The sequence below is a fragment of the Allobosea sp. NPDC055353 genome (assembly GCF_053644975.1).
The window spans coordinates 73,355-97,579 of sequence record NZ_JBSHMC010000002.1 but is presented as its reverse complement, the minus strand read 5'-3'; the positions used below and the strand labels follow the sequence as shown (position 1 = coordinate 97,579).

The window sequence follows — 24,225 nt, the reverse complement described above, 5'->3', positions numbered from 1 at the left end:
CTGTCAAATCACTCGGGAAAGTGGATTCCATCGTAAGCGCAAATATCAGTGCCGCTTAAAGACTATGCGGTATCTGGCCGAACTGATTGACTATTTAAACAATGCGTCGATATTGGCTTGTGAGCACGCCTGTATACGCATTGTTGGAATTGTTTTTAATTGAAAAGACCTCGTGTCGCCATGACGATGCAGAATCTGATTCCCTCGCGCGGGATGACCACCTCGGACCTCATCCGCCTCGGCGCGGAGTTCTCGCTCGGCGCCCAGCCGGTCGATGTCTCGCCACGGGAGCTCGACACGCCGCTCTATACCGGCCGGCTGCTGGCGCATGAGGTGCAGCCCGGCCTGACGGTGACCGCGAGCGACGTCACCTATGTCGGCCGGCAGGACATGGTCGTCGACATGGAGCCGACCCTGCTCTGCGGCGTCATGCTGACCGGCTGCACCATCGAGACCGAGGTGATGGGGCATGGCCGCGTCACGCGGCAGCCGGGAAACGCCTATCTGATGGGCTTCGGCCGGACGGTGCGGTATTGCAGCCCGGTCGTTCCCGGGCAGCGCTTCCGCACCGCCGGATTCATCCTGAAGCCGGCCTTCTTCGACCGGTTCGGCGACAACCTCGCCGATGACGGACTGGCGATCCTGCGCGATTTCGTGGTCGGCGATTTCCGCGCCGAGATGCTGCCGCGCTCGCCGCGCCTCCTGGAGATCGCCCGGCTCTGCCTCGAACACCCCTATAGCGGCCAGCTCGGCCAGCTCTTCCTGGAGAGCAACGCGCTCGCCTATGTCGTCGAGGTCGCCGAGCTGCTGAAGCAGGAGCGGCGGGTTATCGCGCTGATTGGGCGGCGCCAGTACGAGCGGGTTCTGGAAGCGCGCGAGATCCTCGATTCCGACCTCGTGAACACGCCGACGAGCCTGCAGCTGGCGCGGCGCGTCGGCGTCAACGTCACCACGCTGCAGGCCAATTTCAAGGCAGCCTTCGGCACGACGATCTTCGGCCATGTCCGCGACCAGCGCCTGATGATGGCGCGCGTGCTGCTGCGCGAGCATGGGCTGGGCGTGGCCGAGGCGGCCCATCGCGTCGGCTTCGCCCGCGCTTCTGCTTTCAGCGCCGCCTATAGAAAACATTTCGGTCATTCGCCGCGCGGCGAGACATCGCAAGGTAAAAGCGACCAAAGCAGTTTGGAAGAAATCTAATAAATATTTGTTTTTGCGAATGTTTTTCCGTGTCGGGCGATGGTCCCGGCATGGCGGCGCAGAGGGCGGCCCCGTATTCCTCGCTTCAGACAGGAACCTGGGGCGACCATGATGAACAGTGCTGCGCGATCGAGTCTCGTGGGTGGAACCGCTTTCACGCTCGTTGCCGTCAATCTCGGGCTGGCGGGCATGGCACTGGCGCAGGCTCCGGGCGAAACGATCCAGCTCGACGCCATCACGATCACCGCGACCAAGCGCCCGCAGGCCGATGCCAACCTGCCGATGGCGACGACCGTCCTCTCGCCGGAGGCGGTGCCGCCCTCTTCGCTCGACCCGATCGCCGATGTGGCGCGCCAGTCGCCCGGCACCAACTTCATGGATTTCGGCCGCTTCGGCGAGAGCTACATGACGATGCGCGGCGTCGGCACGCTCGGAACGGCGCTGAACTCACTCGATAGCGTGATCGGCCTGTCGGTCGACGGCGTCCCGACGACGCTGTCAGCCATCAACGCGCCCTTTCTCGATGTCGAGCGCATCGAGGTGCTGCGCGGCCCGCAGGGCACGACCTTCGGCCGCAACGCCTTCGCGGGCGCGATCAACGTCGTCAACACGCCGGCGGACGGCAAGCGCGAATTCCGCATCGATGCCGAGGGCGGCTCGCGCGGTTACGGCTTCGTTCAGGGCGCCGCGGGCGGCTGGCTCGTCCAGGACAAGCTCGCTGGCCGTGCCGCCGTCCGAATCCAGAACTTCAACGGCGACATCCCCAATGTCGTGATCGGCGGCCGGGAAGGCGGCGCGCAGCTCGGCAGCGCGCGCGGCACCCTGCGCTTCACGCCGGACCAGAGCCTGACCATCGACATCACCGGCGCCTATAGCCGCGACCAGCGGCACAACTCCGCCTTCATCCTGCGGGAGCAGGTGCGCTACCCCGCCAGCGGCACCGATATCCGGCCGCAGAACGAACAGGTGCTCGCCTCAGGCTCGCTGAAGATCACCAAGCGCTTCGAGCCGTTCATCCTGACGTCGACCACGAGCTATCAGGACATCAAGCTCAGCAATCTCGGGGATTTCACCGACTCGCTGCTGTTCAGCAAGGCGACCGGCTTCCCGGCCTTCGTCTTCAACAATCCCTTCACCGACAAGATCTACTACGAGGATCGCGAGCGCATCTTCAACCAGGAGATCCGCCTGAACTCGCATGAGGGCGCGCCCGTGCAATGGGTGGTCGGCGCCAGCTATTTCCGCTCGGATTTCGAGACGAACCGCGTCTATGGCACGGCCTTCTCGCCGACGCTGAACGGCACCTTCAGCAACAAGATCGCCAGCGAGACCATCGCCGCCTTCGCCGACGCGACGGTCCCGATCGGCCATGGCTTCGACCTGTCGGGCGGCCTGCGCGTTGCCCATGACCGCCAGACGCTGCGCGGCAATTACGTCTCCAACGGCTTCCCCGGCACGGTGCCGGCGCTGGCGCAGCGCAACAGCTTCGACGACACCTACCTGACCGGCCGGCTCGCCCTGTCCTATCACTGGAACGACAAGGCGATGAGCTACATCTCGGCAGCGCGCGGCTATGCCTCGGGCGGTTTCGAGAAGACCACCTCCTTCGCCGGCTTCGGCCTGCTCTCGACGCCGTTCCGCCCGGCGAAGTCCTGGACCTACGAGCTCGGCACCAAGGCCGAGGTCGCGGACGGCGTACGCCTCAACGGCGCGTTCTTCTTCAACGACGTCAAGGACGGCCAGCTCTCCGGCTTCGACCCGCTGACCTTCCTGCCGTTCATGACGAACCAGGCCTATCGCAGCTACGGCTTCGAAGGCAGCGTCAATGCCAGGCTGGCAGAAGGGCTGGAGCTGACGGCCGGCGGCGCCTGGATCAAGTCCCGCGTCGTCGATGCGACCGCGGCCGCCCTGGCCTCGGGCGTGCGCAACGGCAATGAGGTGCCGCAGGTCCCGAGCTTCACCGCCAATGTCGCATTGTCCTATCGCGTCGCTGCCGCTCCGCTGGGTATCCCCGGCTATTTCAATGCCCGCGCCGAATACCAGTTCGTCGGCAGCCGCTACAGCGACGTGCAGAACAGCACGGGCGCCAAGATGGAGGCCTATCACATCGTCAACGGCCAGATCGGTTGGGAGAAGGACAATCTGAAGGTCTACGCCTTCGCCCGGAACCTGCTCGACGAGCGGCCGCTCTCCTATGCCTTCACCTATGCGCCGGGCGCGACGGTCAATTATGTCGGGCGCGGGCGCGTGATCGGCGTCGGCACGTCGGTCACCTGGTAGGACGGCGCCGTCGCGGAAAATCCCGTCCGCCACGTCAGGCTTTCCAGGCTCCAGCCTTCAAGTGCGGGGAGGGCGCCCGCCGGATCGCCTCTCCACGGCGGCGATATAGGCGTCGCGTGAAGGGCTCAGATGGTCGCGGCAGAGGCTGACGAGCCGTGCTCTGTCGCCAGCAGCGATCGCCGCGATCATGGCTCGGTGCTCGTCGCGCGCTCGCGCAAGATGCTGCTCACTCCCAGCGGTGATCGAGCGCACCCCATGGACTTTCTGGGCCATGGCCTGGATCAGCTCGACGAGATGCCCGTTGCCGCACGCCCCGAACAACGTCTCGTGGAACGTCATGTTGGCCCGAAACGCAGCGCGAGCGTCGCCGATGGCCACCGCAGCGCTGTGCGTGTCCTGGATGTCCTCGAGCCGCGAGACGAGGCCAGCAGGCGCGGGAAGGGGAATTTGTTCGGCGGCCAGCGTTTCGAGAGCCGTCCTGACCGAATAGATCTGGCAGACGTCGCTGGGGTCCAGCAGCCTCACGACGGCGCCGCGGTTGGGAACGCGCTCCACCAGCCCGATCCTTTCGAGCTCGGCCAGCGCCTCGCGCACGACATGGCGCTTCACCTCCAGCCGCTCGGCCAGGTCTTCCTCGACCAACCGCTCGCGGGGCATCAGCCAGCCGAGCACGATCTCCTCTTCGAGCGTCGCGGTGATGCTGCGGACGCGGTCGGTCGTCTGGAGCTTGAGCAATCTCGCCGGCATATCACTTTATATCTATTCAAGAGTATTGTTGACAATATTGGCAACCGTATGCATCCGATGATGCATGACCAAGCACGACGATGATACGCCGTCTCCCGGGCCTGCCGCGCGTGGCATGCGTCGCAATCTCGCGACCTATGGCGACCCGGGCTTCTCGCTGTTCCTGCGCAAGGCCTTCATCAAGGCGGCCGGGTTCTCCGACGACGCGCTCGACCGGCCGATCATCGGCATCACCAACACCTTCAGTGACTTCAACCCCTGCCATGGCAACGTCCCGCGCCTGATCGAGGCGGTGAAACGCGGCGTCATGCTGGCCGGCGGGCTGCCGATGGAGTTCCCGACGATCTCCATCCACGAATCCTTCGCCAACCCGACCTCGATGTTCCTGCGCAACCTGATGGCGATCGACACCGAGGAGATGATCCGCGCGCAGCCGGTGGATTCCGTCGTGCTCATCGGCGGCTGCGACAAGACCGTGCCGGCGCAGCTCATGGGCGCGGTCAGCGCCGACGTGCCGGCAATCCAGCTCATCACCGGGCCCATGCTGGTCGGCCATCACAAGGGCGAGGTGCTTGGCGCCTGCACCGATTGCCGTCGTCTCTGGGGGCAGCATCGCGCCGGCCAGATCGACGAAGCCGAGATCGAGGTGCTGAGCGGGCGCCTAGCTCCCACGCAGGGCACCTGCATGGTCATGGGCACGGCCAGCACGATGGGCTGCCTTGTCGAGGCGCTTGGCATCGCGCTGCCCGGCACCGGCACCATCCCTGCCACCCATGCCGACCGGATCCGCGCGGCCGAGGCCAGCGGGCGCGAAGCGGTGCGCCTCGCCAAGGGCGGGCCGAAGCCGAGCGAACTTTTGACCGAGGCCGCCTTCCGCAATGCGCTGACCGTGCTGCAGGCGATCGGCGGTTCCACCAACGGGCTTGTCCATCTCGCCGCGATCGCACGCCGGGCCGGCCTGGGCATCGATCTCGAGGAGTTCGATGCGATCGGCCGCAAGGTGCCGGTACTGATCGATCTCAAGCCCTCCGGGGACCATTACATGGAGCATTTCCACTGGGCCGGTGGCGTGCCGAAGCTGATGAAGGAGCTGGGCGAGCATCTCGACCGCGCGGCCGCCACCATCGACGGCCGCACCATCGGCGAGATAGCGGACGCTGCCGAGGAGGTGCCGAACCAGAGCATCATTCGAACGGCGCAGAGTCCGGTGAAGCCGACCGGCGGCATGGCGGTGCTACGTGGCAATCTCGCGCCCGGCGGGGCGGTCATCAAGCACTCCGCCGCGTCCTCGGCCCTGCTGACCCATACGGGCCGGGCTGTGGTCTTCACCTCGGTCGAGGACATGGTCCGCCGCATGGATGACCCGGGCCTCGACGTGAAGGCCGATGACGTTCTCGTGCTGACCAATGCCGGCCCCAGGGGCGCGCCGGGCATGCCCGAGGCGGGCTACATCCCGATCCCGAAGAAGCTGGCCCAGGCCGGCGTCAAAGACATGGTCCGGATTTCGGATGCCCGCATGAGCGGCACGGCCTTCGGCACCATCGTGCTGCATATCACACCGGAATCCGCGGTGGGTGGCCCGCTCGGACTTGTCCGCGATGGCGACCTGATCCGGCTCGACGTGCCGGCGCGCGCGATCGCGCTGCTGGTCGACGAGGCCGAACTCGCGCGCCGCAAGGCGCAATGGCTCCCGCCGGCACATCTTGCCGAAGAGTCGCGCGGTTACCGCCATCTCTATCTGACGACGGTTCTGCAGGCCGACGAGGGCTGCGATTTCGATTTCTGCTGAACGGCCGCTGCGAAGCACCGAAGCCGAGGGCCCGGCAGAAGGCGAAGCCTGGTCCATCAAACGGGGGACGCGAAGCCTGACGGTTTCCGGCGTGATCGTGCGAGGTGAACCGCACGGATACGCGCTGGATGGAACGGCCCGATCGCCCTGTCACAACGCAGCCCGAAGAGGGCTGGCCGTCTTCGGCGGTCGCGTTGCAGCGCCAGCAGCGCAAGGCCAAGCGCGTCATCGAACGCATCGCGCTCTTCGTGATCGCGGGGCCGGTCTGCCTGGCGCTGCTCGCCTTCCTGATCTTCTGGCTCGGATCGGATTCCGGCTGGGCTCTGCTCGGGCTTCCGCTGATCGCGCTCGCGGCGCTGGTCTCGCTGGCGCTGCCTGTGCTGGTTCCGGCGCTGTTCGTGCTCGGAGCCTGGGCGCTCATTCGCAGTTACTACAAGAAGCCGCCGACCACGGCGGGTGAGGCTCTCGCGTCCTCCGATGCCACCTCGCCGCTCGTGGCAGAAGTCGCCCTGCTGGAGGCCTTGCGCGGCAAGCTCGCAATCGAAGCCCGGCGGCGGACGCTGCTCTTCGTCCCACTCGGCCTTGCGGCCGCCATGCTGCTGTACTGGCTGATGATCGGGAGCAGCGGCTCTTCGAAGGGCTCGCCTTTCGTAGCCCTGGTCATCTTCCTGGTGATCGGCGGTGGCGGAGCGTGGATCTGGGCGGTCGGAGGCCCCGGAGGCCGCTACCGGAAGGCCTTCAAGGAAAGCCTGATCCCGCGCCTGCTCGCCGCCCATGGCGAGATGGTCCATAACCTCGGGGCGAAGCCCGATCTCAGCCGTGCCGTCGCGCTCGGCCTTCTGCCCGCCTATGACGATCTCGATGCCGATGACGGCTTTGCCGGGCGCTATCGCGGCCGCCCGATCACGATCAGCGAGATCGCGGTTACCCGCAAGGCGGGCAAGAGCAACCAGACCTTGTTCCAGGGGCTCTTTGTCGAGCTCGGCGTCTCCACGCCGTTTCGCGGCACGACGATCCTGCGCGACCGGGACGGCCAGCAGCCCGGCAACGGCCTTCAGCGGCTGCGCCTCGAAGACCCGGTCTTCGAGGAGGTGTACGCGACATGGTCGAGCGATCAGGTCGAAGGCCGCGCCGTTCTGACGCCGGCGGTGATGGAGCGGCTGCTCGTGATGGCGGACGGCAAATCCTTCCTGCCGCCGCTCTTCCTGGTCAGCGGCGACAGGATGGTCTTTGCGCTTCCGACCATCATTCCCGGCGCGCTGTTCGAGCCCCCCGGCCTCGAGACCCGTGTCGCGGCACAGCAACTCGCCAGCCTCGAAGCCGATTTCGCCCGCGTCTTCGCGCTCGTGGACGCGATGATCGACATGCATGTCGCCGTGCGCGCGCCGCACGAGGCGCTTCCTCCTCCGCCCTCGCACCCTCCCGGGAGCCCGCCATGACCCTGTTCCTGATCCTGATCCTGCTCGTGCTCGCCGCCGGCATCGTCCTCTATGTCTGGTATGCGGCGATCGTGACGCGCCGGAACAAGGTCGCGGAGACGCTGGGCGGCATCGACGCGCAATTGCAGCAGCGGCATGACCTGATCCCGAACGTGCTCGCCATCGCCCGCCGCTTCCTCGAACACGAGAAGACGCTGCTCGACCAGATCACGACGCTCAGGACGCAGGCGCTGCCGCAGATCGGCGAGCGCGATTTCGGGCGGATCGCCGAGAAATTCAAGGCGGAAGCCTCGCTCGGCGCCGACATGACCCGGTTGTTCGCGGTCGCCGAGAGCTATCCCGAGCTGACCTCGTCCGGGCCGATGATGGAGGCCCAGCGCAGCTATGCCGAGGTCGAGGCGAACATCGCTGCGGCCCGGCGCTTCTACAACAGTGCCGTCGGCAATCTCCGCAACGCGGTGCAGATCTTTCCGGGCGGCCTGCTCGCTGGCGCGGCCGGCGTCGGCACCCTGCCGCCATTCTACGAGGCGGAGGCCGCAAGCCGCGCGCCGGCTTCCGCAGCCGACCATCTGTGACAGGCAAAGAGGTGTGACGATGCCCCGTTCGCTAAAGCTCTTCACGCTCCTGCTGACGCTGCTGCTCGCGCCGCTTGCAGCTGCGGCGCAGGATCATCCGCTGCTCGGCCGCTACGGCGATTCGAAGCAGGTCGGCTACAAGGTCGACGCCTATGACGAGGCCCGGATCATCACGGGCAAGATCAACGAACGCGGCTCGACGGCGCAGGACGGGCCGGGCTGGGCCCTGATCGAAGGCAAGATCACGACGCTCTACTACATCCTGCCGGCAGGCCGGACGAGCCTGGAGGCCCAGCGCAACTATGAGGCCGCCTTGAAATCCAAGGGCTTCGAGATCGCCTTTACCTGCTCGACCGAAAGCGGAAGCTGCTTCAACGAGGGGCCGTTTCCCGGCCTCTTCCTCGGGCTCGCGCTCGATGGCCGGGTCGACATGCCCAAGCTCCAGCTCGGCGATCTCGTCCGCAATTTCTTCGGCAAGGGCAATGGCCGCTATCTCTACGCCAGGCTGAACCGGCCAGCCGGGACGGTGCATGTCAGCCTCGCCTTCTCCGATGACGAGAGCCGGGGGCGAGCGGTGATCGCCCGCGTCATCGAGAGTACGACGATGGATACCGGCATGATCAAGGTCGTCGAGGCCGACGAGATGAGCCGCAACCTCGATGCTGAGGGCCGGATCAATCTCTACGGAATCCTGTTCGATTTCGACAAGGCCGAGATCAAGCCGGAATCGCAGCCGCAGCTCCAGCAGATCGCCGCGCTTTTGAAGCGCAATCCGGCGCTCAGGCTCGATGTCGTCGGGCATACCGACGGGCAGGGCGGGGCGGCCTATAACCTCAAGCTCTCCGATGCGCGCGCCTTCGCCGTGGTGGCCGATCTCGCGATGCGCCACGGCATCGACCGCACGCGCCTCAACCCCGTCGGCAAGGGCATGGACCAGCCGATCGCCTCCAACGCCGACGAAGCCGGCCGGGCCCAGAACCGCCGGGTCGAATTGGTGAAGCGCTAGCGTTCGCCAGCGCTTCACCTCCCGCCTCAGCGCCTGCCGGGCCGGCCTCGCCGTCCCCAGCGGCGCGCGGCGGCGACGCGATGACGCCACCACCCTCCGGCGCGCCGGCGATGCGTGAGACGCCCGACCAGCAATGAGAATTCGGCATCGGTTTCGGGCACTGCCGCCAAGGCTTGATCGAGGGAAAGTGCCGAGGGCGCGGCTTCGGCTTGCGTGACCAGTGTCGCGCTGGTGCCACCGGCAACAAGCCCGGCGAGGGCGATCAGAAAATGACGGCGTTGCATGGCAGAATCTCTCCTGTGAAGGGTGAGATGCTGCGCTTTCTCCGTTCGAAATAAATCATCCAAGTGGATGATATGGTTGAATTTTATTACTATCGCATGCGGCAGGAACGCCTCAGGTTCCTGGCGGCGACATCGTCTCCCAGCGTCGAGCCTTCTCGCCAGTATTCGCAAGCCTTGGTGCGGTCGCGGGGCACGCCCTGGCCGTTGGCGTAGAGCACGCCCATGTTGGTGTAGGCGCCCGGCGTCTTCGCCGCGATGGCGCGCTGGTAGTAGTCGCGCGCCTTGACATAGTCGCGCCGGACGCCGCTGCCCTCCGCATACATGGCACCGAGCTGGACCAGGGATTCGTTGAGCCCGGTTCCGGCGGCACGCTCGTAGAGCGCCATGGCGAGGCCGGAATCGCGCTTCACCCCGGCGGCACCGCGGCGCAGGATGCTGGCGAGATCATGCATCGCCCCGGCATGGCCGAGTTCGACCGCCTTGCGCAGATAGGTGACGGCATCGGCGGTGTTGCCGCTTTTCTGGATCGCGCGGCCGAGCTGGAAGAAGGCGCGCCGCGGCGCACCGGCCGTATCCACCGCCTTGCGGCAGGCGCGGATGGCAGCCCCGGCATCGATCGCCGCGAAGGTGACGCCGGGGATGCTCGCCGGCTTCTCGGGATCGGCCGCAGCGGCTGCGGCACGGTCGCAGGCCTCCAATTCGGCGGAGGAGCCGGCGGTCGGATCGGCTTTGCCGATGACGACGGCACGACCGGCCCCCTGGTCGACGGGTTTCGGGACGGGGGCAGCACCTTTCAGGCTCGCGATCCTGATCTCGGCCAAGGCCTTGTAGATGCCGGTGAAGCGGCCAGCGCCGACCTGGTCGAGATAGGCCTGGTACATCGCGGGGTCGCTGCTGGTCTGGATGCTCTGCCAGAAGATGTCCTCGGCCGAGAGCTGCGCCTGCGCGATGCGCAAGGGCGGCGGGGCGGCGGCCAGGGGCAGCGTGCCGCCTGCGAGAGCCGCCAGGATCAGGGCGAGGGAACGTGCGGACGACATGGGCGCTTCCTTCGGCATCGGCTTGCCGGCTCCGTGCCGGCGTCTCGTCTGCGGGCGATCGGCGGCGCTATCGCCCGGCGCAATTGGCTTTCTCCCCGGCGATGGAGGCGGCGTTTCCGGCCGCCGCACCTTGCCTGAACAACTGGCAGGCCTTTCCGATATCCCTGAGGACGCCCCGGCCGTGGAGATAGGCGGCGGCCAGTTCCGGATAGACCGTCGGCTCCTGAAGCTTGAGCGCGAGATTGTAGAAGGCGACCGCCTTGGCATGGTCGCGTCCGGTGCCTTGCCCATTTGCGTAGATCAGGCCGATGCGGACGACCGCGCCGTTGATGCCGGCATCGGCAGCACGGTAAAACAGGGCGAGCGCGCGGGATGCGTCACGGGGCCTGTCCTGACCGGCGAGAAGCTTGTCGGCCAAGGTGTAAAGGGCGAGCGGGTGGCCGAGATCGGCTGCCTTCTGCAGGAAGCGGGTCGCATCGACGCGGTTGCCGTTCGCCTCATAGGCGCGAGCGAGCTGATAGAAGACGCGCCGGGGCGGCGCCTCCGCATCGGCTGCCCGCGCGCAGGCGGAGATGGCCTGGATGGTGTTCCCGGCGCTCAATGCCCCGCCTGCGATGTCCGCGGGTTTCTCGGTATCGCGGCTGTCGGCGGCGGCGCGGTCGCAGGCGGCGATATCGGGACCGCTGGATGGCGCCGGGGGCGAGGCGGCCGGAGGCGGCTTCGGTGGCGCCATCTCGGTGCGGGCCGGAGGGGAGGGCGGGCCGCCGCGCAGCGCGATGAGACGCAGCTCGGCGAGCTTGCGATAGGTGCCGCTGAAGGTGTTGCCGCGGACCTGCGCGAGATAGGCCTCGAACATGGCGGGCTGCATGCTGCCTTCGATCGATTGCCAGAAGACGTCCTCCGCGGCGCCGGTCTGGGGCTGCCGAGGCGTGGGCGCATCGGATTTGGCGAGGAGCTCCGGCTTCGCGGCCGGCAGCGCGCCGGTCAGGTTCACGCGGCCGACGATGCCGTCGTAATAGGCCGGGATCTGCTCATGGCCGATGCTGCGGGCGAGGTCGCGGACCTTGGCCTGCGTCTCCTTGGCGATGTCGATCAAGGTGAGGTCGGTGCGCTCGACCAGGGGCAGGAAGCTGCGGACGAAGATTGAGGTCGCTGCCGGATCGTTCGGCGAAAGCTTGTCCAGCGCCTGCTGCTTGGAGCCGGCCGAGAACATGATGAAGACGCCGTTCGAGGCGTCCATGCGGGCGAGCCCCTGCGAGCCGACGAGCGCGCGCGTGCCGGGGCGGGCGAAAGGATTGTTGCGGCAGGCATCGAGGATGGCGACCACGGTGCCGGCGCCGCGTGCCTGCAGGCGCTCGATGATCTCGGCGGCGTTGAACGCGGCGTCCTTCACGAGCCCGGATTCACCTTCGCGGGCGGCGGGCACGTCGACCGGCAGCAGCCAGTTCTGGCCGTCGATCTCGAAGCCGTGGCCGGAATAGTGGAAGAGCACGGTGTCGCCGGGAGCGATTCGCCCCTCGATGGCGGCCAGCGCGCGGCTGATCTGGCGCTGCGTGCCGTTCTCGACCAGCTCGATCTCGAAACCGGCGCGCTTCAGCGCGGCGCTCATCGCCCGCGCGTCGTTGACGCCAGCGCTGAGCGGCGAGATTTCCTGATAGGCGTCGTTGCCGACGACGAAGGCGAGCTGTTTCGCCATGGCCGCCGCGGGCAGGCCGATCGCAGCGAGGGCCGACAGGAGCGTGCCGGCGATCCAGGCGATCCATGAAGGGCGATCTCTTGCCATCGCCCGATGGATGCAGGCCGGACCTCCCCCTGGCTTCCTTCATTTGAACGATGCAGTGCGTGAATGCTGGAAGGGCGGAGCGAGGCGTGCCATCCCGACGTGGTTTTTGGCGTGCTTCCCAGGGCCGCCACGGGCTGCTCGCAAGGCTGCTTGATACGCGGGCGGCGGCGACAGAGGCTTCACCGCACTGGATTCCCGGTCGCGACGGCGGCATGCTTCTCGAGCCCGGATCGGAGCGAGGAGCAATTCATTGGACATCACGCGCGCAGGCTCAAGGCCTTCCGGGAAGGGACCCTCGGACTGGTTCACCGGAGCGGTCCGGATCGATCCGCTCTGCAATGCGCATGCGGCCGAGCGCGTCCAGGGTGCCAGCGTCACCTTCGAACCGGGTGCACGCACGGCCTGGCATACACATCCCCTCGGCCAGACGGTGATCGTCACCGCCGGTCTTGGCCGCGCGCAATGCTGGGGCGGACCGATCATGGAAATCCGGCCCGGCGACGTGGTCTGGTTCCCGCCCGGTGAGAAGCACTGGCACGGCGCCTCTCCGGCGACGGCGATGACGCATATTGCGATCCAGGAGGTTCAGGACGGCAAGGTCGTCGACTGGATGGAGCAGGTCTCCGACACCCAATATGGCGGGTAGGCGACAGTCGCGGTGCTTTGGCGCGCCTGTTGGGGAGCGCTCGTATATTGTTCTTTTATTTTGTTGCGAATTGGATCATTGATATGTGCGTGGTTTAACGCCTGCGTAACCTTACGAGAGAGTTCATGCGCCCTGAACGCGTGCATCGGTTTTCCGCACCTGTTCACGCTCCCAGCTTCGGGCGGCGGCCGCAAGCGGCGAACGACAATGAACCGGCGAATTCCGAAAGCATCGCGAGCATCGTGATCGGCCGCTCCCTGCTCGTCGGGGGAGCGCTGCTGGTCATCGGGCTTCTTGCCGGCTGGGGCTTCTGGCTCGGCCGCGCCGTATGGCGCCATTTCGCCTGACCGGACGCTGATGCGGCCTGCCGGTTCGCCGATCAGGGTCGGGCTGCCGCGCGCCTATTGCCGCAACGGCGTCCATCGTTGAAATTTGCCGTATCGTTTCAGGGCGAGTCCCGCGTGCCTCGCCGTCTCGGCCCGATGATCCCGGCGTTTGATCCTGCATCGGCTTCTTGCGAAAGCCGCATGCCGCTTTTCGGCCCGATGCTTCAGCGGGCGTTGACGAAGGCTTTTCGGCTCAGAACGGTCCGGAACAGGATCCGGATGTCGAGCCAGAACGACCAGTTGTCGATGTACCAATGGTCATAGGCGACGCGCCCGGCCATCTTGGCGTCGGTATCGGTCTCGCCGCGGAAGCCGTTCACCTGCGCCCAGCCGGTAATGCCCGGCTTGACATTGTGGCGGCGGGCATAGTTGGCGATCTTGCGCTCGAACTCGACATCATGCGCCAGCGCGTGGGGGCGCGGGCCGACGAGCGACATGTCGCCGGCGAGGACGTTCAGGAATTGCGGCAGCTCGTCGAGGTTGTAGCGCCGCAGCAGATGGCCGAGGCGCGTGATCCGGGGATCGTTGCGCTTGGCCTGAACGACCACCTTGCCGTCATCGGTGGTCGTCATCGTGCGGAACTTGAAGATCCGGAAGGCCTGTTGGTTGAAGCCGTAGCGCCGCTGGCGGAAGAGCACGGGGCCGGGCGAATCGAGCCGGATCAGGACCGCGATCAGGAGGAGCAGCGGCAAGGTCAGGATGATGCCGCAGGAGGCGGCGATGATGTCGAAGGCGCGCTTGGTCGCGACCTCCGCCGTCGAGAGCGGCTGGCGCGTCAAGCGCAGGCTCGACAGTGTGCCCGTATGCACGACATGCGCATTGGCGAAGCGCTCCATGATCGGCTCGGGCGCGAGATGAATCGCGACCGGCAGGTTCATGAAGGCGTCGACGCAGGCCGTGATGGCTTCCTGCTCGGACCAGGGGACGGCGATGAAGACCGCGTCCGGCCGCGTCATCCGGCAGTTCGCGACGGCCGCCGCGAGATCGGCGGCAAGCGCAGCTTCGCCGCCCGATTTCAGGAAAGCGACGTCGGTGACGGCGAAGCCCATATGCCAGGGCTTGTGCCGTGAAACGAAGGACATGATGTTCGCCTCCCGCCCGATGAGAAAGGCGCGCTCGGCGGTGATCCGTCCGCTACGGCTGCCGGCGGCGACCAGCCGGACGACGGCCGAGCGGGACAGCGCGAGGACGGGGATGCCGCCGAGATAGGTCGCGACCATCACGATGCGTGAATAGTGGTCCGCGATCTTGGCGAGGAACAGCAGGGCCAGGAAGGCGACGAGGGTGATGTTCCAGACGGCGAAGGCGGAACCCACCTGCCGCTGTGTCGAGAGATAGTTCGCGATCTGATAGCGCCTGCGCATCAGATTGATGAAGACGAACAGCGTCGCGAGCATTGCCGCCAGCTCCGGCGTGGAGCGGTCGACGCCCGGCAGGCCGGTCGCGCCGAGGTGATAGGCGAAGGAAACCGCATAGACGAGGGCAGCGACGACCACCGCATCGCAGGCCGCCGTCAGGGGGCCGAGCCAAAGCCGCCAGAGGCCCAAATGATTGTCGGGCAGGGCCTGCGGCATATCGCTCAGATCATTGACGCTCATCTCTCTCCCGCCCGCTTGCGCATGTTCCGTCGCGGCACGATGTGCCGGTCTGGAGCACGATGGGAGCAGAGTGGCAAGGCGCATGCCGTGGCGATGCGGGCCAGTTTGGCGCGAGCAAGGGCTTTTTTGGGGGCAAGGAAACCTGCGCCGACGGCGCGCCGGCACAGGTTGTGCCAGGATGAATCAGGCAGGCTTGCGGAAGCGCTGCGCCATCGTATCGAAGGTGGCCGAGAGAATGCTGCCGAGTGTTGCGCCGGCGACCTTCACGATCGCATCATGCGGCAGGCCGTGGCGGGTCTTTTCCAGCGTCTGGAGCCACTCGAGGCCGATGGCGAGGGCGACAATGCCCGCCAATACGAGCCAGCGCTGCCGCGGATAGGCGAAGGCGAAGGTCGCGCCGGCTGCGAAAAAGGCGAGGAAGCGCTCGAGATCCGCACCCAGCAGCGGAATATGCGGACGTACTCCCAGCGGCGACAGCGTCGAGAACAGGATCGCCAGCAGCGCGGCCCAGCCCGCGAACACGGCAAGGCGGCGAAGCTTTTCAAGCGATCGAATCAAGGCCGGGCTCCGGACGAACGGCGAGACGGGCAGGCGAGACCGGGACCAGCGCCGGCGGAAGCGCGCGAAAGCGGGGCGGAAGCCGATCTTATGACGATGCAAAATGGACGAAGCAATGGCGGCGGCGAGAGTTTGGGCCGGGCCTTGTGAATTTTCTCTATGTCATGGGCTTTCCAGGCATCCGGTCCGGGCGATCCAGGCCTTTGACCCCGTGGTTCATCGAATCGCGGGATTGCTCCAGGTTTTTATACAGCCGCATTTTTCACACGCGAGCCGGTGCCCATTTCACCCCAAAATGCTCTAGCTTGCTGACATATCGGCAGATGGGAGGCTCGATGACCGAGATTTCGACAGCGTCCGCGGCGACGCGGATCGCACGGGGCGGCAAGGCGATCTACGGCGTTCCGTTGGGCATCCTGATGCTGGAGGCGCGCTTCCCGCGGATTCCCGGCGACATGGGCAACGGTACGACCTGGCCTTTCCCGGTGCTGTACCGCGTCGTCGGCGGGGCCAGTCCCGAGAAGGTCGTGCTCAAGGGCGCTGCCGGGCTCCTGCCCGATTTCGTCGAGGCGGCGCGCGATCTCGTCCGGCTCGGCGCCGAGGCAATCACCACCAATTGCGGCTTCCTCTCACTCTTCCAGCGCGAACTCGCGGCGGCTGTCGGCGTGCCGGTCGCGACCTCGTCCCTGATGCAGGTGCCCTGGGTGCAGGCGACGCTGCCACCCGGCAAGCGCGTCGGTATCGTCACGGTCTCGGCGGCGACGCTGACGCCGAAGCATCTGGAGGCAGCCGGGGTGCCGCTCGATACGCCCGTCACCGGCACGGAGAACGGGCGCGAGTTCTTCCGCGTCCTTATCAAGGCCGAGAAGGACGACATGGATGTCGAGCTCGCCCGGCAGGATGTGGTGCAGGCGGCGCTCGATCTCGTCGCGGGGCACCCCGATATCGGCGCCATCGTGCTGGAATGCACGAACATGCCGCCCTATGCGGCCGATGTGCAGGCGGCGACCGGGCTGCCCGTTCACGACATCTATTCGCTGATCAACTGGTTCCACGCCGGCCTGCGACCGCGCCGCTTCGGCTGAGGGTCACTCGCTGACGAGCTTGCGGGCGCGCAGCAGCGCCAGCAGCCCTTCGTCGCGGCGCTCTTCAAGCTGCTCAATCGTGCGCCCCGCGGCTTCCTCCGCGACGCCCTCGATGATCTTGTGCTGGACGTCTGCGTCGAGCGAAGGCGTCCCGAGGGATTGCCAGCGCCGGACCTGGCTCGGCCCGAGATGGGCGAGATAGCCCGCGATCCCGCCTTCGCCGCCGCCGAGATGGTAGGTCATGTGCGGCCCCATCAGGGCCCAGCGCAGGCCGGGGCCGTTGCAGAGCGCGGCATCGATCTCGGCGACGCTGGCGACGCCCTGCTCGACCAGGTAAACCGCCTCCCGATAGAGCGCCGAGGCGAGCCGGTTGGCGACATGGCCGGGCATCTCGCGCTGGAGGACGACCGGGCGCCGGTCGAGGCTGCGATAGAAGGCGGCGGCGCGCGCGACGATCGCCTCGTCCTCGCCGACGATCTCGACCAGCGGGACGAGATGCGGCGGGTTGAAGGGATGGGCGACGATCACCCGGCGCTTGTTCCGGCAATCGGCGACGATCGTGCTGCGCAGCAGGGCCGAAGTGCTGCTGGCGATGATGATATCGGGCGGCAACGCGGCGTCGAGCCGTGAAAGGAGCGCGCGCTTGGCGGCTTCGTTCTCCGGCCCGTTCTCCTGAACGAAATCAACACTTTCCAGGGCTTCGTCGAGATCGCGCGTAAAGCGATACTGGCCGGTATTGGCCAATCCCAGCTCGGCGAGCTGACCGCGCGCGCGCTCGACGGTATGGCGGAAGCGCTCTTCGGCGCCGGGCGCGGGATCGTAGGCCGAAACGTTCAGACCATGGCCCATGGCGAGGGCCGCCCAGGAACTGCCGATCAGTCCGGCGCCGATGACGGCGATGCGCTCGATGTCGCGGATGTCCTGCATGCTCAATGGATCTCGGGCTCCGGTATTTTCGCGGTCCCCTCCAGATAGTCGAAATCGCAGCCTTTGTCGGCCTGGCGGATATGGGCCGCCGACATCTTGCCCCAGCCGCGGGGATAGTCGCGGTCCGGCGGCGTCCAGGCGGCGAGGCGGGCGGCGATCTCGGCATCGGTGAGGCCGACCGAGATGCTGCGCGCCTCGACATCGACGCTGATGATGTCGCCGGTTTGGACCGCCGCGAGCGGGCCCTTGATATAGGCCTCCGGCGCGACATGGAGGATGCAGGCGCCGTAGCTGGTGCCGGACATGCGGGCATCCGAGATGCGCAGCATGTCGCGCACGCCCTGTTTCAGCAGCTTCTTCGGGATCGGCAGCATGCCCCATTCCGGCATGCCGGGGCCGCCGACCGGGCCGCAATTCTTCAGCACCATGATGTGATCCGCGGTCACGTCGAGGTTTTCGTCGTTCACCGCCTTCATCATCGCATCGTAATGCTCGAAGACGAGGGCCGGGCCGGAATGCCTGAGCAGGCGCGGCTCGGCGGCGGAGGGCTTGATGACGCAGCCATCGGGCGCGAGATTGCCCTTGAGCACGGCGAGGCCGTTCGCGGTCGAGACGGGCTTGTCGAGTGGGCGGATGACATTGTCGTCATAGACCTGGGCGAGCGCGATGGTCTCGGCGATCGGCTTGCCGGTGACCGTCATCGCATCGGTGTGGAGCTTGCTTTCGAGCTGCTTCAGCAGGGCAGGGAGGCCGCCGGCGTAGAAAAAGTCCTCCATCAGGAAATCGCCGGAGGGGCGCAGGTTTGCGACGACGGGGACGTTGCGCGAGAAGGCGTCGAAATCATCCGGCGTCAGCGGCACGCCGGCACGGCCGGCCATGGCGACGAGATGGATGATCGCATTGGTCGAGCCGGCGACCGCCATATGCACGGTCAGCGCGTTCTCAAAGCTCTTGCGGGTCAGGATCTGGTCGGGGGTCAGGTCCTCCCAGACCATCTCGACGATGCGCTTGCCGGCGGCGGCGGCCATGCGCGGATGGGCGGCGTCGGCGGCGGGGATGGCGGAGGCGCCGGGCAAGGTGAGGCCCAGCACTTCCGCATGGCTCATCATCGTCGCGGCGGTGCCCATCACCATGCAGGTGCCATAGGAGCGGGCGATGCCGCTCTCCATGTCCTTCCAGTCACTGTCGGTGATGTTGCCGGCTTCCTTCTCGGCCCAGTATTTCCAGACATCGGCGCCGGAGCCGAGCACCTTGCCGGCCCAGTTGCCGCGCAGCATCGGGCCGGCCGGCACGAAGATGAAGGGTAGGCCGGCGCTGCAGGCGCCCATGATCAGAGCCGGCGTGGACTTGTCGCAGCCGCCGAGCAGCACGGCGCCGTCGAGCGGATGGGAGCGGATCGATTCCTCGGTCTCCATCGCCAGAAAGTTGCGATAGAGCATGGTCGTAGGCTTCTGATATTGTTCGGAAACCGACATGACGGGGATTTCGATCGGAAAGCCACCGGCCGCCCAGACCGCGCGCTTCACCGCTTCCGCCCGGTCGCGCAGATGGGTGTGGCAGGGGTTGATCTCGGACCAGGTGTTGATGATGCCGATGATCGGCTTGCCCATGAACTCCTCATGGCCGAAGCCCATCTGCAGCGCTCGCGAGCGATGCCCGAAAGAGCGCAGGTCGCTCGCCCCGAACCAGCGCCAGCTGCGCAGGGTCTCGGGTGTCTTGCGGGGGCGGGCGGACATCGGCGTTTCCTCGAATTCTTGTCGTTCTAATCGCTGCTGGCGTCATGGCCGGGCTTGACCCGGTCATCCTGGGAACCAGCGTCATCTTGTCATGAGATTCTCGGGTTTGCGCTTCGCTTCGCCCGAGAATGACGGCTACTACTCCGCTGCCGCGCGCTGGCCACCCCAGCTCGACACGATCGCGCGAAGCTCCGCCCGCTCGGCTTCGTTGAGCTCGGGCAGGCCGGGGAGGCGGACCGGGCCGACATCGGTGCCGAGCAGGCCGAGCGCCTCCTTCACTACGGTGACATTGGCGCCGTTGCCATACTTCGTGCGCAGCTTCTCGAAGCCGGCAATGGCATCGACCTCACGGCGGGCCGTGTCGTAGTCGCCGGCCTCCAGCGCGCGCCAGACGGCGAGCGAACGCTCCGGCGCAACATTGATCAGGCCCGAGGTGAAGCCGCGCGCGCCGAGCGCATGGAAGGGCGCGGCCCAGCCCTCGGCGAGGCCGCAGATCCAGTTGGCGGAGGAGCCTTCCGTCTCGCGCACGCAATCGGCGAGCAGCATCATGTTGTTCGAGGCGAACTTCACGCCGGCGACGTTCGGGTGGGTCGCGACGCGGATCAGGTCCTTCACGCCGATGGCGTCCGAGCGGATATAGGCGACGAGCGGGATCGTCAGCGCCTCGGCGATGGCGAGGATGTAGTCGGCCTGGGATTGCGGCGCGGCGAAGGGATCGAGCGGGTGATGCACCATCGCGGCATCGCAGCCGGCCTGGGCCGCGAGCTTGCCGGTCGCCACGGCTTCGCGCAGTGAGCGGCCGATGCCGGCCGTGACCAACGCCTTGCCTGCGGCGGCTTCCGCGGCGGTGGCGTGGGAACGCTCCACCTCAGCCGTGGTCATCGGGTAGAATTCGCCGGTATTGCCGGCCGAGACGATGTTATGGATGCCGGCCTCGGCGATGCGCCGGACGATCCTGCCGGTCAGCCCCCAGTCGGCTTCGCCATCCGCCTTCCAGGCGGTGACATGGACGCCGGAAATGCCACGCAACGCGCGGCGAACCTTGTCATTCGTCATAGTCCAGTCCCTCCGCATCCGCGCCGAAGACCAATCGTGCATGGGCCTTCGCCGAGCGGACGATGTGACGGCGCATCCTGAGTTCGGCGCGCGCGGGATCGCGCGCCAGGAGCGCCTCGTAGATGTCGCGATGTTCCTCGAAGCCGCGGCGGCGCTCGTCCAGCTCCGAGTGCAGGGCGATGCGCTGGGCATGGTCGTACATGCGCTGGCCGTCGAGCCGGCGTTCCAGATAGGTGCAGCCGGAGATGCGGTGGATCGCGCGGTGATAGGCCTCGTTCAGCGCGACGAGGTCTTCGAGATCGCCATGTTCGGTCGCCTGTTCCATCTGGGCGATGAGCTTGCCGAGTTCGGCCGCGCCGACCTTCGTCAGATGGTTCGCCGCGATATGGGCCATGACGCTTTCGAGCGCGGCGCGGCCGAGCGCCATTTCCAGCGCCTGTCGGGGCGAGAATTCGACGAAGACGCCGCGGCGTGCCTCGGTCCGGACCAGCCCCTCGCTTTCGAGCTTGCGGATCGCGTCCTTCACCGGGGTGGTGCTGACGCCGAGCATCTCGGCGAGATGGCGTTCGTTCAGCCGCTCGCCATCGCGGAAGCGCCCGGCGACGATGGCGCGGCGCAGGCGCTCATGGACGTGCTCGCGCAACGAGCGCAGCAGATCGGGAGCGACAGGTTCGATGGCAGGCTGCAACATGATTCTTCCGCGGCGCGCCGCCGAAACCGCCTCGTCGCGGTGGTCGGCCTTGCGCCATGATCCATCAAAACAGCACAAAGCGATGTGTGCGGCAATCTGAAATTTCAGATTTCAAACCCGCAATCCTGTGCTATCCCTCTGAGGCAAGCGCCCGCCACGAGGTGCGAGCGGATTGGCCGCAACGGGAGGAACGAACCGATGAGCATTACACGCAGGACCGTCATCGCCGCCGCCTGCCTTGCCGCGGCAGGCCCCGCCTTCGCGCAGGGCGAGTATCCCGGCAGCAAGGTCGTCACCATCGTCGTCCCCTTCGCGGCCGGCGGCACCACCGACCTGCTCGGGCGCATCCTGGCCGATCGGCTGGGCCAGCGCCTCGGCGGCAAGTTCATCGTCGAGAACCGGCCCGGTGCCGGCGGCAATACCGGGGTTGCCGCCGTGGCGCGTGCTCCGGCCGATGGCTACACGCTGACCATGGGCACGGTGTCGAGCCATGCGATCAACCCGGCCGTCTATGCCCGGCTGCCCTTCGACCACATCAAGGATTTTGCGCCGATTTCGCAGGTGGCGAGCGTGCCGAACATCCTGATGGTCAATATCGACCTTCCGGCCAAGAGCGTGCCGGAGCTGATTGAGCTCCTCAAGAAGAACCCCGGCAAATATTCGTTCGGTTCGTCGGGAGCGGGCACCTCGACCCATATGGCGGCCGAACTGTTCAAGGTCTCGACCGGCACCGACATGGTGCATGTGCCCTATCGGTCGAGCGGGCAGGTGACGCAGGACCTGCTCTCCGGCCAGATCCAGATCACCTTCGACAACATCACCATCGCCTGGCCGCATGTGCAGGCGGGCAAGATCCGCGCGCTCGCCACCGCGACGCCGAAGCGGCTCGCGGTCGCCCCGGACCTGCCGGCGCTGTCGGAGTTCATTCCGGGCTACGATGCCAGCTCATGGCACGGCTTCTTCGCGCCGTCGGGCGTGCCGAAGGAGATCGTCGCCAAGCTTTCGACGGAGACGCAGGCGATCATGAAGGAGCCGGCGGTGATCGAACAGCTCAAGAAGCTCGGCGTCGATCCGGTCGGATCGAGCCAGGAGCAGTTCACCGCTCATATCGCCTCCGAGACCAAGCGCTGGGCCGAGGTCGCGCAGAAGGCGAACGTCAAGATCGAGTGAGAGCCGGGGCGGGCGCCCGCGGCTCGGCTGCCGAGAACCACCTTTGTCATTCCGGGGCTTCGCGCAGCGAAGAACCCGGAACCCACGACCGGGTGAGCCCTTCACAGCCGGCTTTGCGATGTTCAGCCCAGTCGTGGGTTCCGGGTTCGCGCCTGCGGCGCGCCCCGGAATGACAAAGGGGGCGAGATCGCTTTTTCGCTCAGTGTTCACACTGCCGGCGCTTCGATCAGCGCTGCGGGGCGAAAGCCTTGGCCAGCGCGTCGGCGTGCTTGGTCATCAGGCCGAGATCGGAGCCGACGGCGACGAAGCGATAGCCCCATTCGATATAGCGGCGCGCATCGGCCTCGGACGGCGTCAGGATGCCGGCCGGCTTGCCGAGTGCGGTCAGGCGCTTCACCGCATCCTGGATCGCGGCCTGGACTTCCGGGTGGCCGGGATTGCCGATATGGCCGAGCGAGGCCGAGAGATCGGCCGGGCCGATGAAGACGCCGTCGACGCCATCGACGGAGGCGATCTCCTCGATCCGGCTGAGCGCCTCGCCGGTCTCAACCTGCACCAATACGCAGATCTCGCCATCGGCGCGCTTGAGATAGTCCGGCACGCGCCCGTAATGGCTGCCGCGACCGCTGACAGTGATGCCGCGGATGCCGGCGGGCGGATAGCGGCAGGCGGCGACAGCCTTGGCCGCCTCCTCGGCATTCTGGACGAAGGGCACGAGCACGGCCTGCACGCCGATATCGAGCAGGCGCTTGAGCAGGACGGCGTCGTTCCAGGCCGGGCGCACGATCGGGGTCGCGGTGCCGCCCTTCAGCGCCTGGAGCTGAGCGAGAACATCGGGCGGCTCGTTGGGGGAGTGCTCGGTATCGACGAGAATCCAGTCGAAGCCGCTCTGGCTGATGATCTCGGAGACGATCGGGCTGCACAGGCTGCTCCACAGCCCGATCTGAAGCTCACCACGCTTGAGCGCGGCCTTGAAGGCGTTGGCAGGCAGGTCCACGGCGATTCCCTCAGGCAAACAGGTTGGCGACGCTGCCTGCCGACTGAAATCGGTGTGGAGCGCGCTATCCTTGTTAGACCAGACCGGAGCGATGAAGGAACCCAACGAGAGGAGATGGCGGGGTTGCACCTCGATGGCGCACGGCACTTTGCGGCAGCCGAATCGCTGGTAGGTTGCGCGGCATCGGAGACAAGCCACGCCATGACCACCCCATCGCTCACCGAAGAGATCGCGCAGCGCTTCGCCGGGATCGCGCTCGGCCATGTCCGCCGCGAGTATCCGAACAAGCCGGACCATACGCTGGCCGGGCCACAGGATGCGCGGACGCCGCGCGCGCTGCATCCGGTGTTCTACGGCAGCTATGACTGGCATTCCTGCGTGCACAGCTACTGGATGCTGGCCCGCCTGCTGCGGCGTCATCCGAAGATGGAAGCGGCTGCCGAGATCGTCGCATTGTTCGACGAACAGCTCGTCCCGGAGAAGATCGCGGTCGAATGCGCCTATCTCGCCCAGCCGACGGCGCGCGGCTTCAAGCGACCTTACGGCTGGGGCTGGCTTCTGAAGCTCGCCGCCGAATTGAGGGAGCTCGAAGACGGGCGCTGGAGCGGGGCATTGGCGCCGCTCGCCGAGGCTTTCGCCCAGCGCTTCCGCGACTTCCTGCCGATCGCGACCTACCCGGTGCGGGTCGGCACGCATTTCAACACCGCCTTCGGCCTGCGCATGGCCGCCGATTATGCCGATGCGACCGGGGACCGCGCCTTCCTGACATTGCTGCGCGAGACGGCTTTGCGCTGGTATGGCGCCGATGAGGATTGCCCGGCCTGGGGCGAGCCGAGCGGCGACGATTTCCAGTCCTCGGCCTTGATCGAGGCGGAATGCATGCGCCGCCTGCTGCCGGCGGAACGTTTCCTGCCCTGGTTCGAGCGCTTCCTGCCGCGCATCGGCCTGAGCGAGCCGGCGATCCTGTTCACGCCGGCGACCGTGACCGACCGGACCGATGGCAAGATCGCGCATCTCGACGGGCTCAACCTCAGCCGGGCCTGGTGCTGGTACGCGCTGGCCGCCGCCCTGCCGGAATGGGACGTGCGGCGGCCGGTCATAGCGAACGCCGCAAGGCTGCATCTCGAAGCAGGGCTGCCGCATATCGCGGGCGACTATATGGGCGAGCACTGGCTCGCGACCTTCGCCGTGCTCGCCATCGAGGAGCGGTAAGCCGGTCGATGCGGTTCCGAACCGCG

The 24,225-nt window shown here is 66.8% G+C and carries 22 protein-coding genes; 11 read left to right on the top strand and 11 right to left on the bottom strand.

Translation table 11 applies throughout. The features are described 5' to 3' along the window. The first annotated feature begins 180 nt into the window (after positions 1–180). A complete protein-coding gene (locus ACWIEX_RS13690; RefSeq protein WP_454033594.1) occupies positions 181–1,197 on the top strand; it encodes a helix-turn-helix transcriptional regulator in 1,017 nt (338 codons plus the stop codon). A 138-nt stretch (positions 1,198–1,335) separates the two neighbouring features. Next, entirely contained in the window at positions 1,336–3,477 is a 2,142-nt protein-coding gene (locus ACWIEX_RS13685) for a TonB-dependent receptor (RefSeq protein WP_454033593.1), read from the top strand. Positions 3,478–3,534: 57 nt separating this feature from the next. On the opposite strand, the gene ACWIEX_RS13680 is transcribed toward ACWIEX_RS13685, so the two are convergent. Further along, positions 3,535–4,212, bottom strand: coding sequence for a GntR family transcriptional regulator (locus ACWIEX_RS13680; RefSeq protein ID WP_454033592.1), 678 nt, complete (start codon positions 4,210–4,212; stop codon positions 3,535–3,537). Positions 4,213–4,288: 76 nt separating this feature from the next. Between ACWIEX_RS13680 and ACWIEX_RS13675 the strand changes: the two genes are divergently transcribed. The 4 genes from ACWIEX_RS13675 (at position 4,289) to ACWIEX_RS13660 (ending at position 9,033) form a co-directional block, all read left to right on the top strand. After that, on the top strand, positions 4,289–6,013 hold the full coding sequence (locus ACWIEX_RS13675; protein WP_454033591.1) for an IlvD/Edd family dehydratase: 1,725 nt from the start codon (positions 4,289–4,291) through the stop codon (positions 6,011–6,013). A 128-nt stretch (positions 6,014–6,141) separates the two neighbouring features. Continuing rightward, positions 6,142–7,452, top strand: coding sequence for a DUF3137 domain-containing protein (locus ACWIEX_RS13670; RefSeq protein ID WP_454033590.1), 1,311 nt, complete (start codon positions 6,142–6,144; stop codon positions 7,450–7,452). Beyond that, on the top strand, positions 7,449–8,027 hold the full coding sequence (locus ACWIEX_RS13665) for a LemA family protein (RefSeq protein ID WP_454033589.1): 579 nt from the start codon (positions 7,449–7,451) through the stop codon (positions 8,025–8,027). The genes ACWIEX_RS13670 and ACWIEX_RS13665 overlap by 4 nt, the downstream gene beginning before the upstream one ends. 19 nt (positions 8,028–8,046) lie before the next feature. After that, positions 8,047–9,033 (top strand): OmpA family protein, encoded by a 987-nt coding sequence (locus ACWIEX_RS13660; RefSeq protein ID WP_454033588.1) that lies wholly within the window; start codon positions 8,047–8,049, stop codon positions 9,031–9,033. A gap of 26 nt (positions 9,034–9,059) precedes the next feature. Here the strand turns inward: ACWIEX_RS13660 and ACWIEX_RS13655 are convergent, their stop codons facing one another. The 3 genes from ACWIEX_RS13655 to ACWIEX_RS13645 all read right to left on the bottom strand — a co-directional run bounded on the left by ACWIEX_RS13655 (position 9,060) and on the right by ACWIEX_RS13645 (position 12,137). Continuing rightward, positions 9,060–9,317 carry a hypothetical protein gene (locus ACWIEX_RS13655; protein WP_454033587.1) on the bottom strand — a complete coding sequence of 86 codons (258 nt, stop codon included), beginning with the start codon at positions 9,315–9,317 and terminating at the stop codon, positions 9,060–9,062. A gap of 89 nt (positions 9,318–9,406) precedes the next feature. Continuing rightward, positions 9,407–10,354 carry a tetratricopeptide repeat protein gene (locus ACWIEX_RS13650; RefSeq protein ID WP_454033586.1) on the bottom strand — a complete coding sequence of 316 codons (948 nt, stop codon included), beginning with the start codon at positions 10,352–10,354 and terminating at the stop codon, positions 9,407–9,409. Between the two features lie 67 nt (positions 10,355–10,421). Further along, on the bottom strand, positions 10,422–12,137 hold the full coding sequence (locus ACWIEX_RS13645; RefSeq protein WP_454033585.1) for a caspase family protein: 1,716 nt from the start codon (positions 12,135–12,137) through the stop codon (positions 10,422–10,424). Positions 12,138–12,387: 250 nt separating this feature from the next. Here ACWIEX_RS13645 and ACWIEX_RS13640 point away from each other — a divergent pair, with 250 nt between their 5' ends. After that, the gene (locus ACWIEX_RS13640) at positions 12,388–12,783 is read left to right on the top strand and encodes a (R)-mandelonitrile lyase (RefSeq protein ID WP_454033584.1); all 396 of its coding nucleotides are present in this window, start codon (positions 12,388–12,390) and stop codon (positions 12,781–12,783) included. A 125-nt stretch (positions 12,784–12,908) separates the two neighbouring features. After that, the gene (locus ACWIEX_RS13635; RefSeq protein ID WP_454033583.1) at positions 12,909–13,130 is read left to right on the top strand and encodes a hypothetical protein; all 222 of its coding nucleotides are present in this window, start codon (positions 12,909–12,911) and stop codon (positions 13,128–13,130) included. A gap of 203 nt (positions 13,131–13,333) precedes the next feature. Here the strand turns inward: ACWIEX_RS13635 and ACWIEX_RS13630 are convergent, their stop codons facing one another. Both ACWIEX_RS13630 and ACWIEX_RS13625 read right to left on the bottom strand, forming a co-directional pair. After that, positions 13,334–14,767 (bottom strand): undecaprenyl-phosphate glucose phosphotransferase, encoded by a 1,434-nt coding sequence (locus ACWIEX_RS13630; protein WP_454033582.1) that lies wholly within the window; start codon positions 14,765–14,767, stop codon positions 13,334–13,336. 183 nt (positions 14,768–14,950) lie between these two features. Next, positions 14,951–15,325, bottom strand: coding sequence for a VanZ family protein (locus ACWIEX_RS13625; protein ID WP_454033581.1), 375 nt, complete (start codon positions 15,323–15,325; stop codon positions 14,951–14,953). Positions 15,326–15,660: 335 nt separating this feature from the next. Between ACWIEX_RS13625 and ACWIEX_RS13620 the strand changes: the two genes are divergently transcribed. Continuing rightward, positions 15,661–16,410: an aspartate/glutamate racemase family protein gene (locus ACWIEX_RS13620; RefSeq protein ID WP_454033580.1), complete on the top strand. Its 750-nt coding sequence runs from the start codon at positions 15,661–15,663 to the stop codon at positions 16,408–16,410. Between the two features lie 3 nt (positions 16,411–16,413). Here the strand turns inward: ACWIEX_RS13620 and ACWIEX_RS13615 are convergent, their stop codons facing one another. The 4 genes from ACWIEX_RS13615 to ACWIEX_RS13600 form a co-directional block, all read right to left on the bottom strand. Further along, positions 16,414–17,337, bottom strand: coding sequence for a 3-hydroxyacyl-CoA dehydrogenase NAD-binding domain-containing protein (locus ACWIEX_RS13615; RefSeq protein WP_454033579.1), 924 nt, complete (start codon positions 17,335–17,337; stop codon positions 16,414–16,416). Between the two features lie 2 nt (positions 17,338–17,339). After that, complete coding sequence (araD, locus tag ACWIEX_RS13610; RefSeq protein ID WP_454033578.1) at positions 17,340–19,073, bottom strand: L-arabinonate dehydratase; 1,734 nt, start codon at positions 19,071–19,073, stop codon at positions 17,340–17,342. Between the two features lie 138 nt (positions 19,074–19,211). After that, positions 19,212–20,129 (bottom strand): dihydrodipicolinate synthase family protein, encoded by a 918-nt coding sequence (locus tag ACWIEX_RS13605; protein WP_454033577.1) that lies wholly within the window; start codon positions 20,127–20,129, stop codon positions 19,212–19,214. Further along, on the bottom strand, positions 20,119–20,820 hold the full coding sequence (locus tag ACWIEX_RS13600; RefSeq protein WP_454033576.1) for a GntR family transcriptional regulator: 702 nt from the start codon (positions 20,818–20,820) through the stop codon (positions 20,119–20,121). Before ACWIEX_RS13600 ends, ACWIEX_RS13605 begins: the two co-directional genes overlap by 11 nt. Positions 20,821–21,018: 198 nt before the next feature. Between ACWIEX_RS13600 and ACWIEX_RS13595 the strand changes: the two genes are divergently transcribed. Further along, positions 21,019–21,990, top strand: a complete 972-nt coding sequence (locus ACWIEX_RS13595) for a Bug family tripartite tricarboxylate transporter substrate binding protein (RefSeq protein WP_454033575.1) — start codon at positions 21,019–21,021, stop codon at positions 21,988–21,990. 226 nt (positions 21,991–22,216) lie between these two features. Here the strand turns inward: ACWIEX_RS13595 and ACWIEX_RS13590 are convergent, their stop codons facing one another. Then, complete coding sequence (locus ACWIEX_RS13590) at positions 22,217–22,987, bottom strand: HpcH/HpaI aldolase family protein (protein WP_454033574.1); 771 nt, start codon at positions 22,985–22,987, stop codon at positions 22,217–22,219. 201 nt (positions 22,988–23,188) lie between these two features. Between ACWIEX_RS13590 and ACWIEX_RS13585 the strand changes: the two genes are divergently transcribed. Continuing rightward, positions 23,189–24,199, top strand: coding sequence for a DUF2891 domain-containing protein (locus ACWIEX_RS13585; RefSeq protein WP_454033573.1), 1,011 nt, complete (start codon positions 23,189–23,191; stop codon positions 24,197–24,199). Positions 24,200–24,225 lie beyond the last annotated feature (26 nt).

Bases quoted from the DNA above. Each gene is read 5' to 3' on its own strand.
- ACWIEX_RS13690 (WP_454033594.1), top strand. From the start codon at position 181: ATGACGATGCAGAATCTGATTCCCTCGCGCGGGATGACCACCTCGGAC.
- ACWIEX_RS13675 (WP_454033591.1), top strand. From the start codon at position 4,289: ATGACCAAGCACGACGATGATACGCCGTCTCCCGGGCCTGCCGCGCGT.
- ACWIEX_RS13670 (WP_454033590.1), top strand. From the start codon at position 6,142: ATGGAACGGCCCGATCGCCCTGTCACAACGCAGCCCGAAGAGGGCTGG.
- ACWIEX_RS13665 (WP_454033589.1), top strand. From the start codon at position 7,449: ATGACCCTGTTCCTGATCCTGATCCTGCTCGTGCTCGCCGCCGGCATC.
- ACWIEX_RS13660 (WP_454033588.1), top strand. From the start codon at position 8,047: ATGCCCCGTTCGCTAAAGCTCTTCACGCTCCTGCTGACGCTGCTGCTC.
- ACWIEX_RS13655 (WP_454033587.1), bottom strand. From the start codon at position 9,317: ATGCAACGCCGTCATTTTCTGATCGCCCTCGCCGGGCTTGTTGCCGGT.
- ACWIEX_RS13650 (WP_454033586.1), bottom strand. From the start codon at position 10,354: ATGTCGTCCGCACGTTCCCTCGCCCTGATCCTGGCGGCTCTCGCAGGC.
- ACWIEX_RS13645 (WP_454033585.1), bottom strand. From the start codon at position 12,137: ATGGCAAGAGATCGCCCTTCATGGATCGCCTGGATCGCCGGCACGCTC.
- ACWIEX_RS13635 (WP_454033583.1), top strand. From the start codon at position 12,909: ATGCGCCCTGAACGCGTGCATCGGTTTTCCGCACCTGTTCACGCTCCC.
- ACWIEX_RS13630 (WP_454033582.1), bottom strand. From the start codon at position 14,767: ATGAGCGTCAATGATCTGAGCGATATGCCGCAGGCCCTGCCCGACAAT.
- ACWIEX_RS13620 (WP_454033580.1), top strand. From the start codon at position 15,661: ATGACCGAGATTTCGACAGCGTCCGCGGCGACGCGGATCGCACGGGGC.
- ACWIEX_RS13615 (WP_454033579.1), bottom strand. From the start codon at position 17,337: ATGCAGGACATCCGCGACATCGAGCGCATCGCCGTCATCGGCGCCGGA.
- araD (WP_454033578.1), bottom strand. From the start codon at position 19,073: ATGTCCGCCCGCCCCCGCAAGACACCCGAGACCCTGCGCAGCTGGCGC.
- ACWIEX_RS13605 (WP_454033577.1), bottom strand. From the start codon at position 20,129: ATGACGAATGACAAGGTTCGCCGCGCGTTGCGTGGCATTTCCGGCGTC.
- ACWIEX_RS13600 (WP_454033576.1), bottom strand. From the start codon at position 20,820: ATGTTGCAGCCTGCCATCGAACCTGTCGCTCCCGATCTGCTGCGCTCG.
- ACWIEX_RS13595 (WP_454033575.1), top strand. From the start codon at position 21,019: ATGAGCATTACACGCAGGACCGTCATCGCCGCCGCCTGCCTTGCCGCG.
- ACWIEX_RS13585 (WP_454033573.1), top strand. From the start codon at position 23,189: ATGACCACCCCATCGCTCACCGAAGAGATCGCGCAGCGCTTCGCCGGG.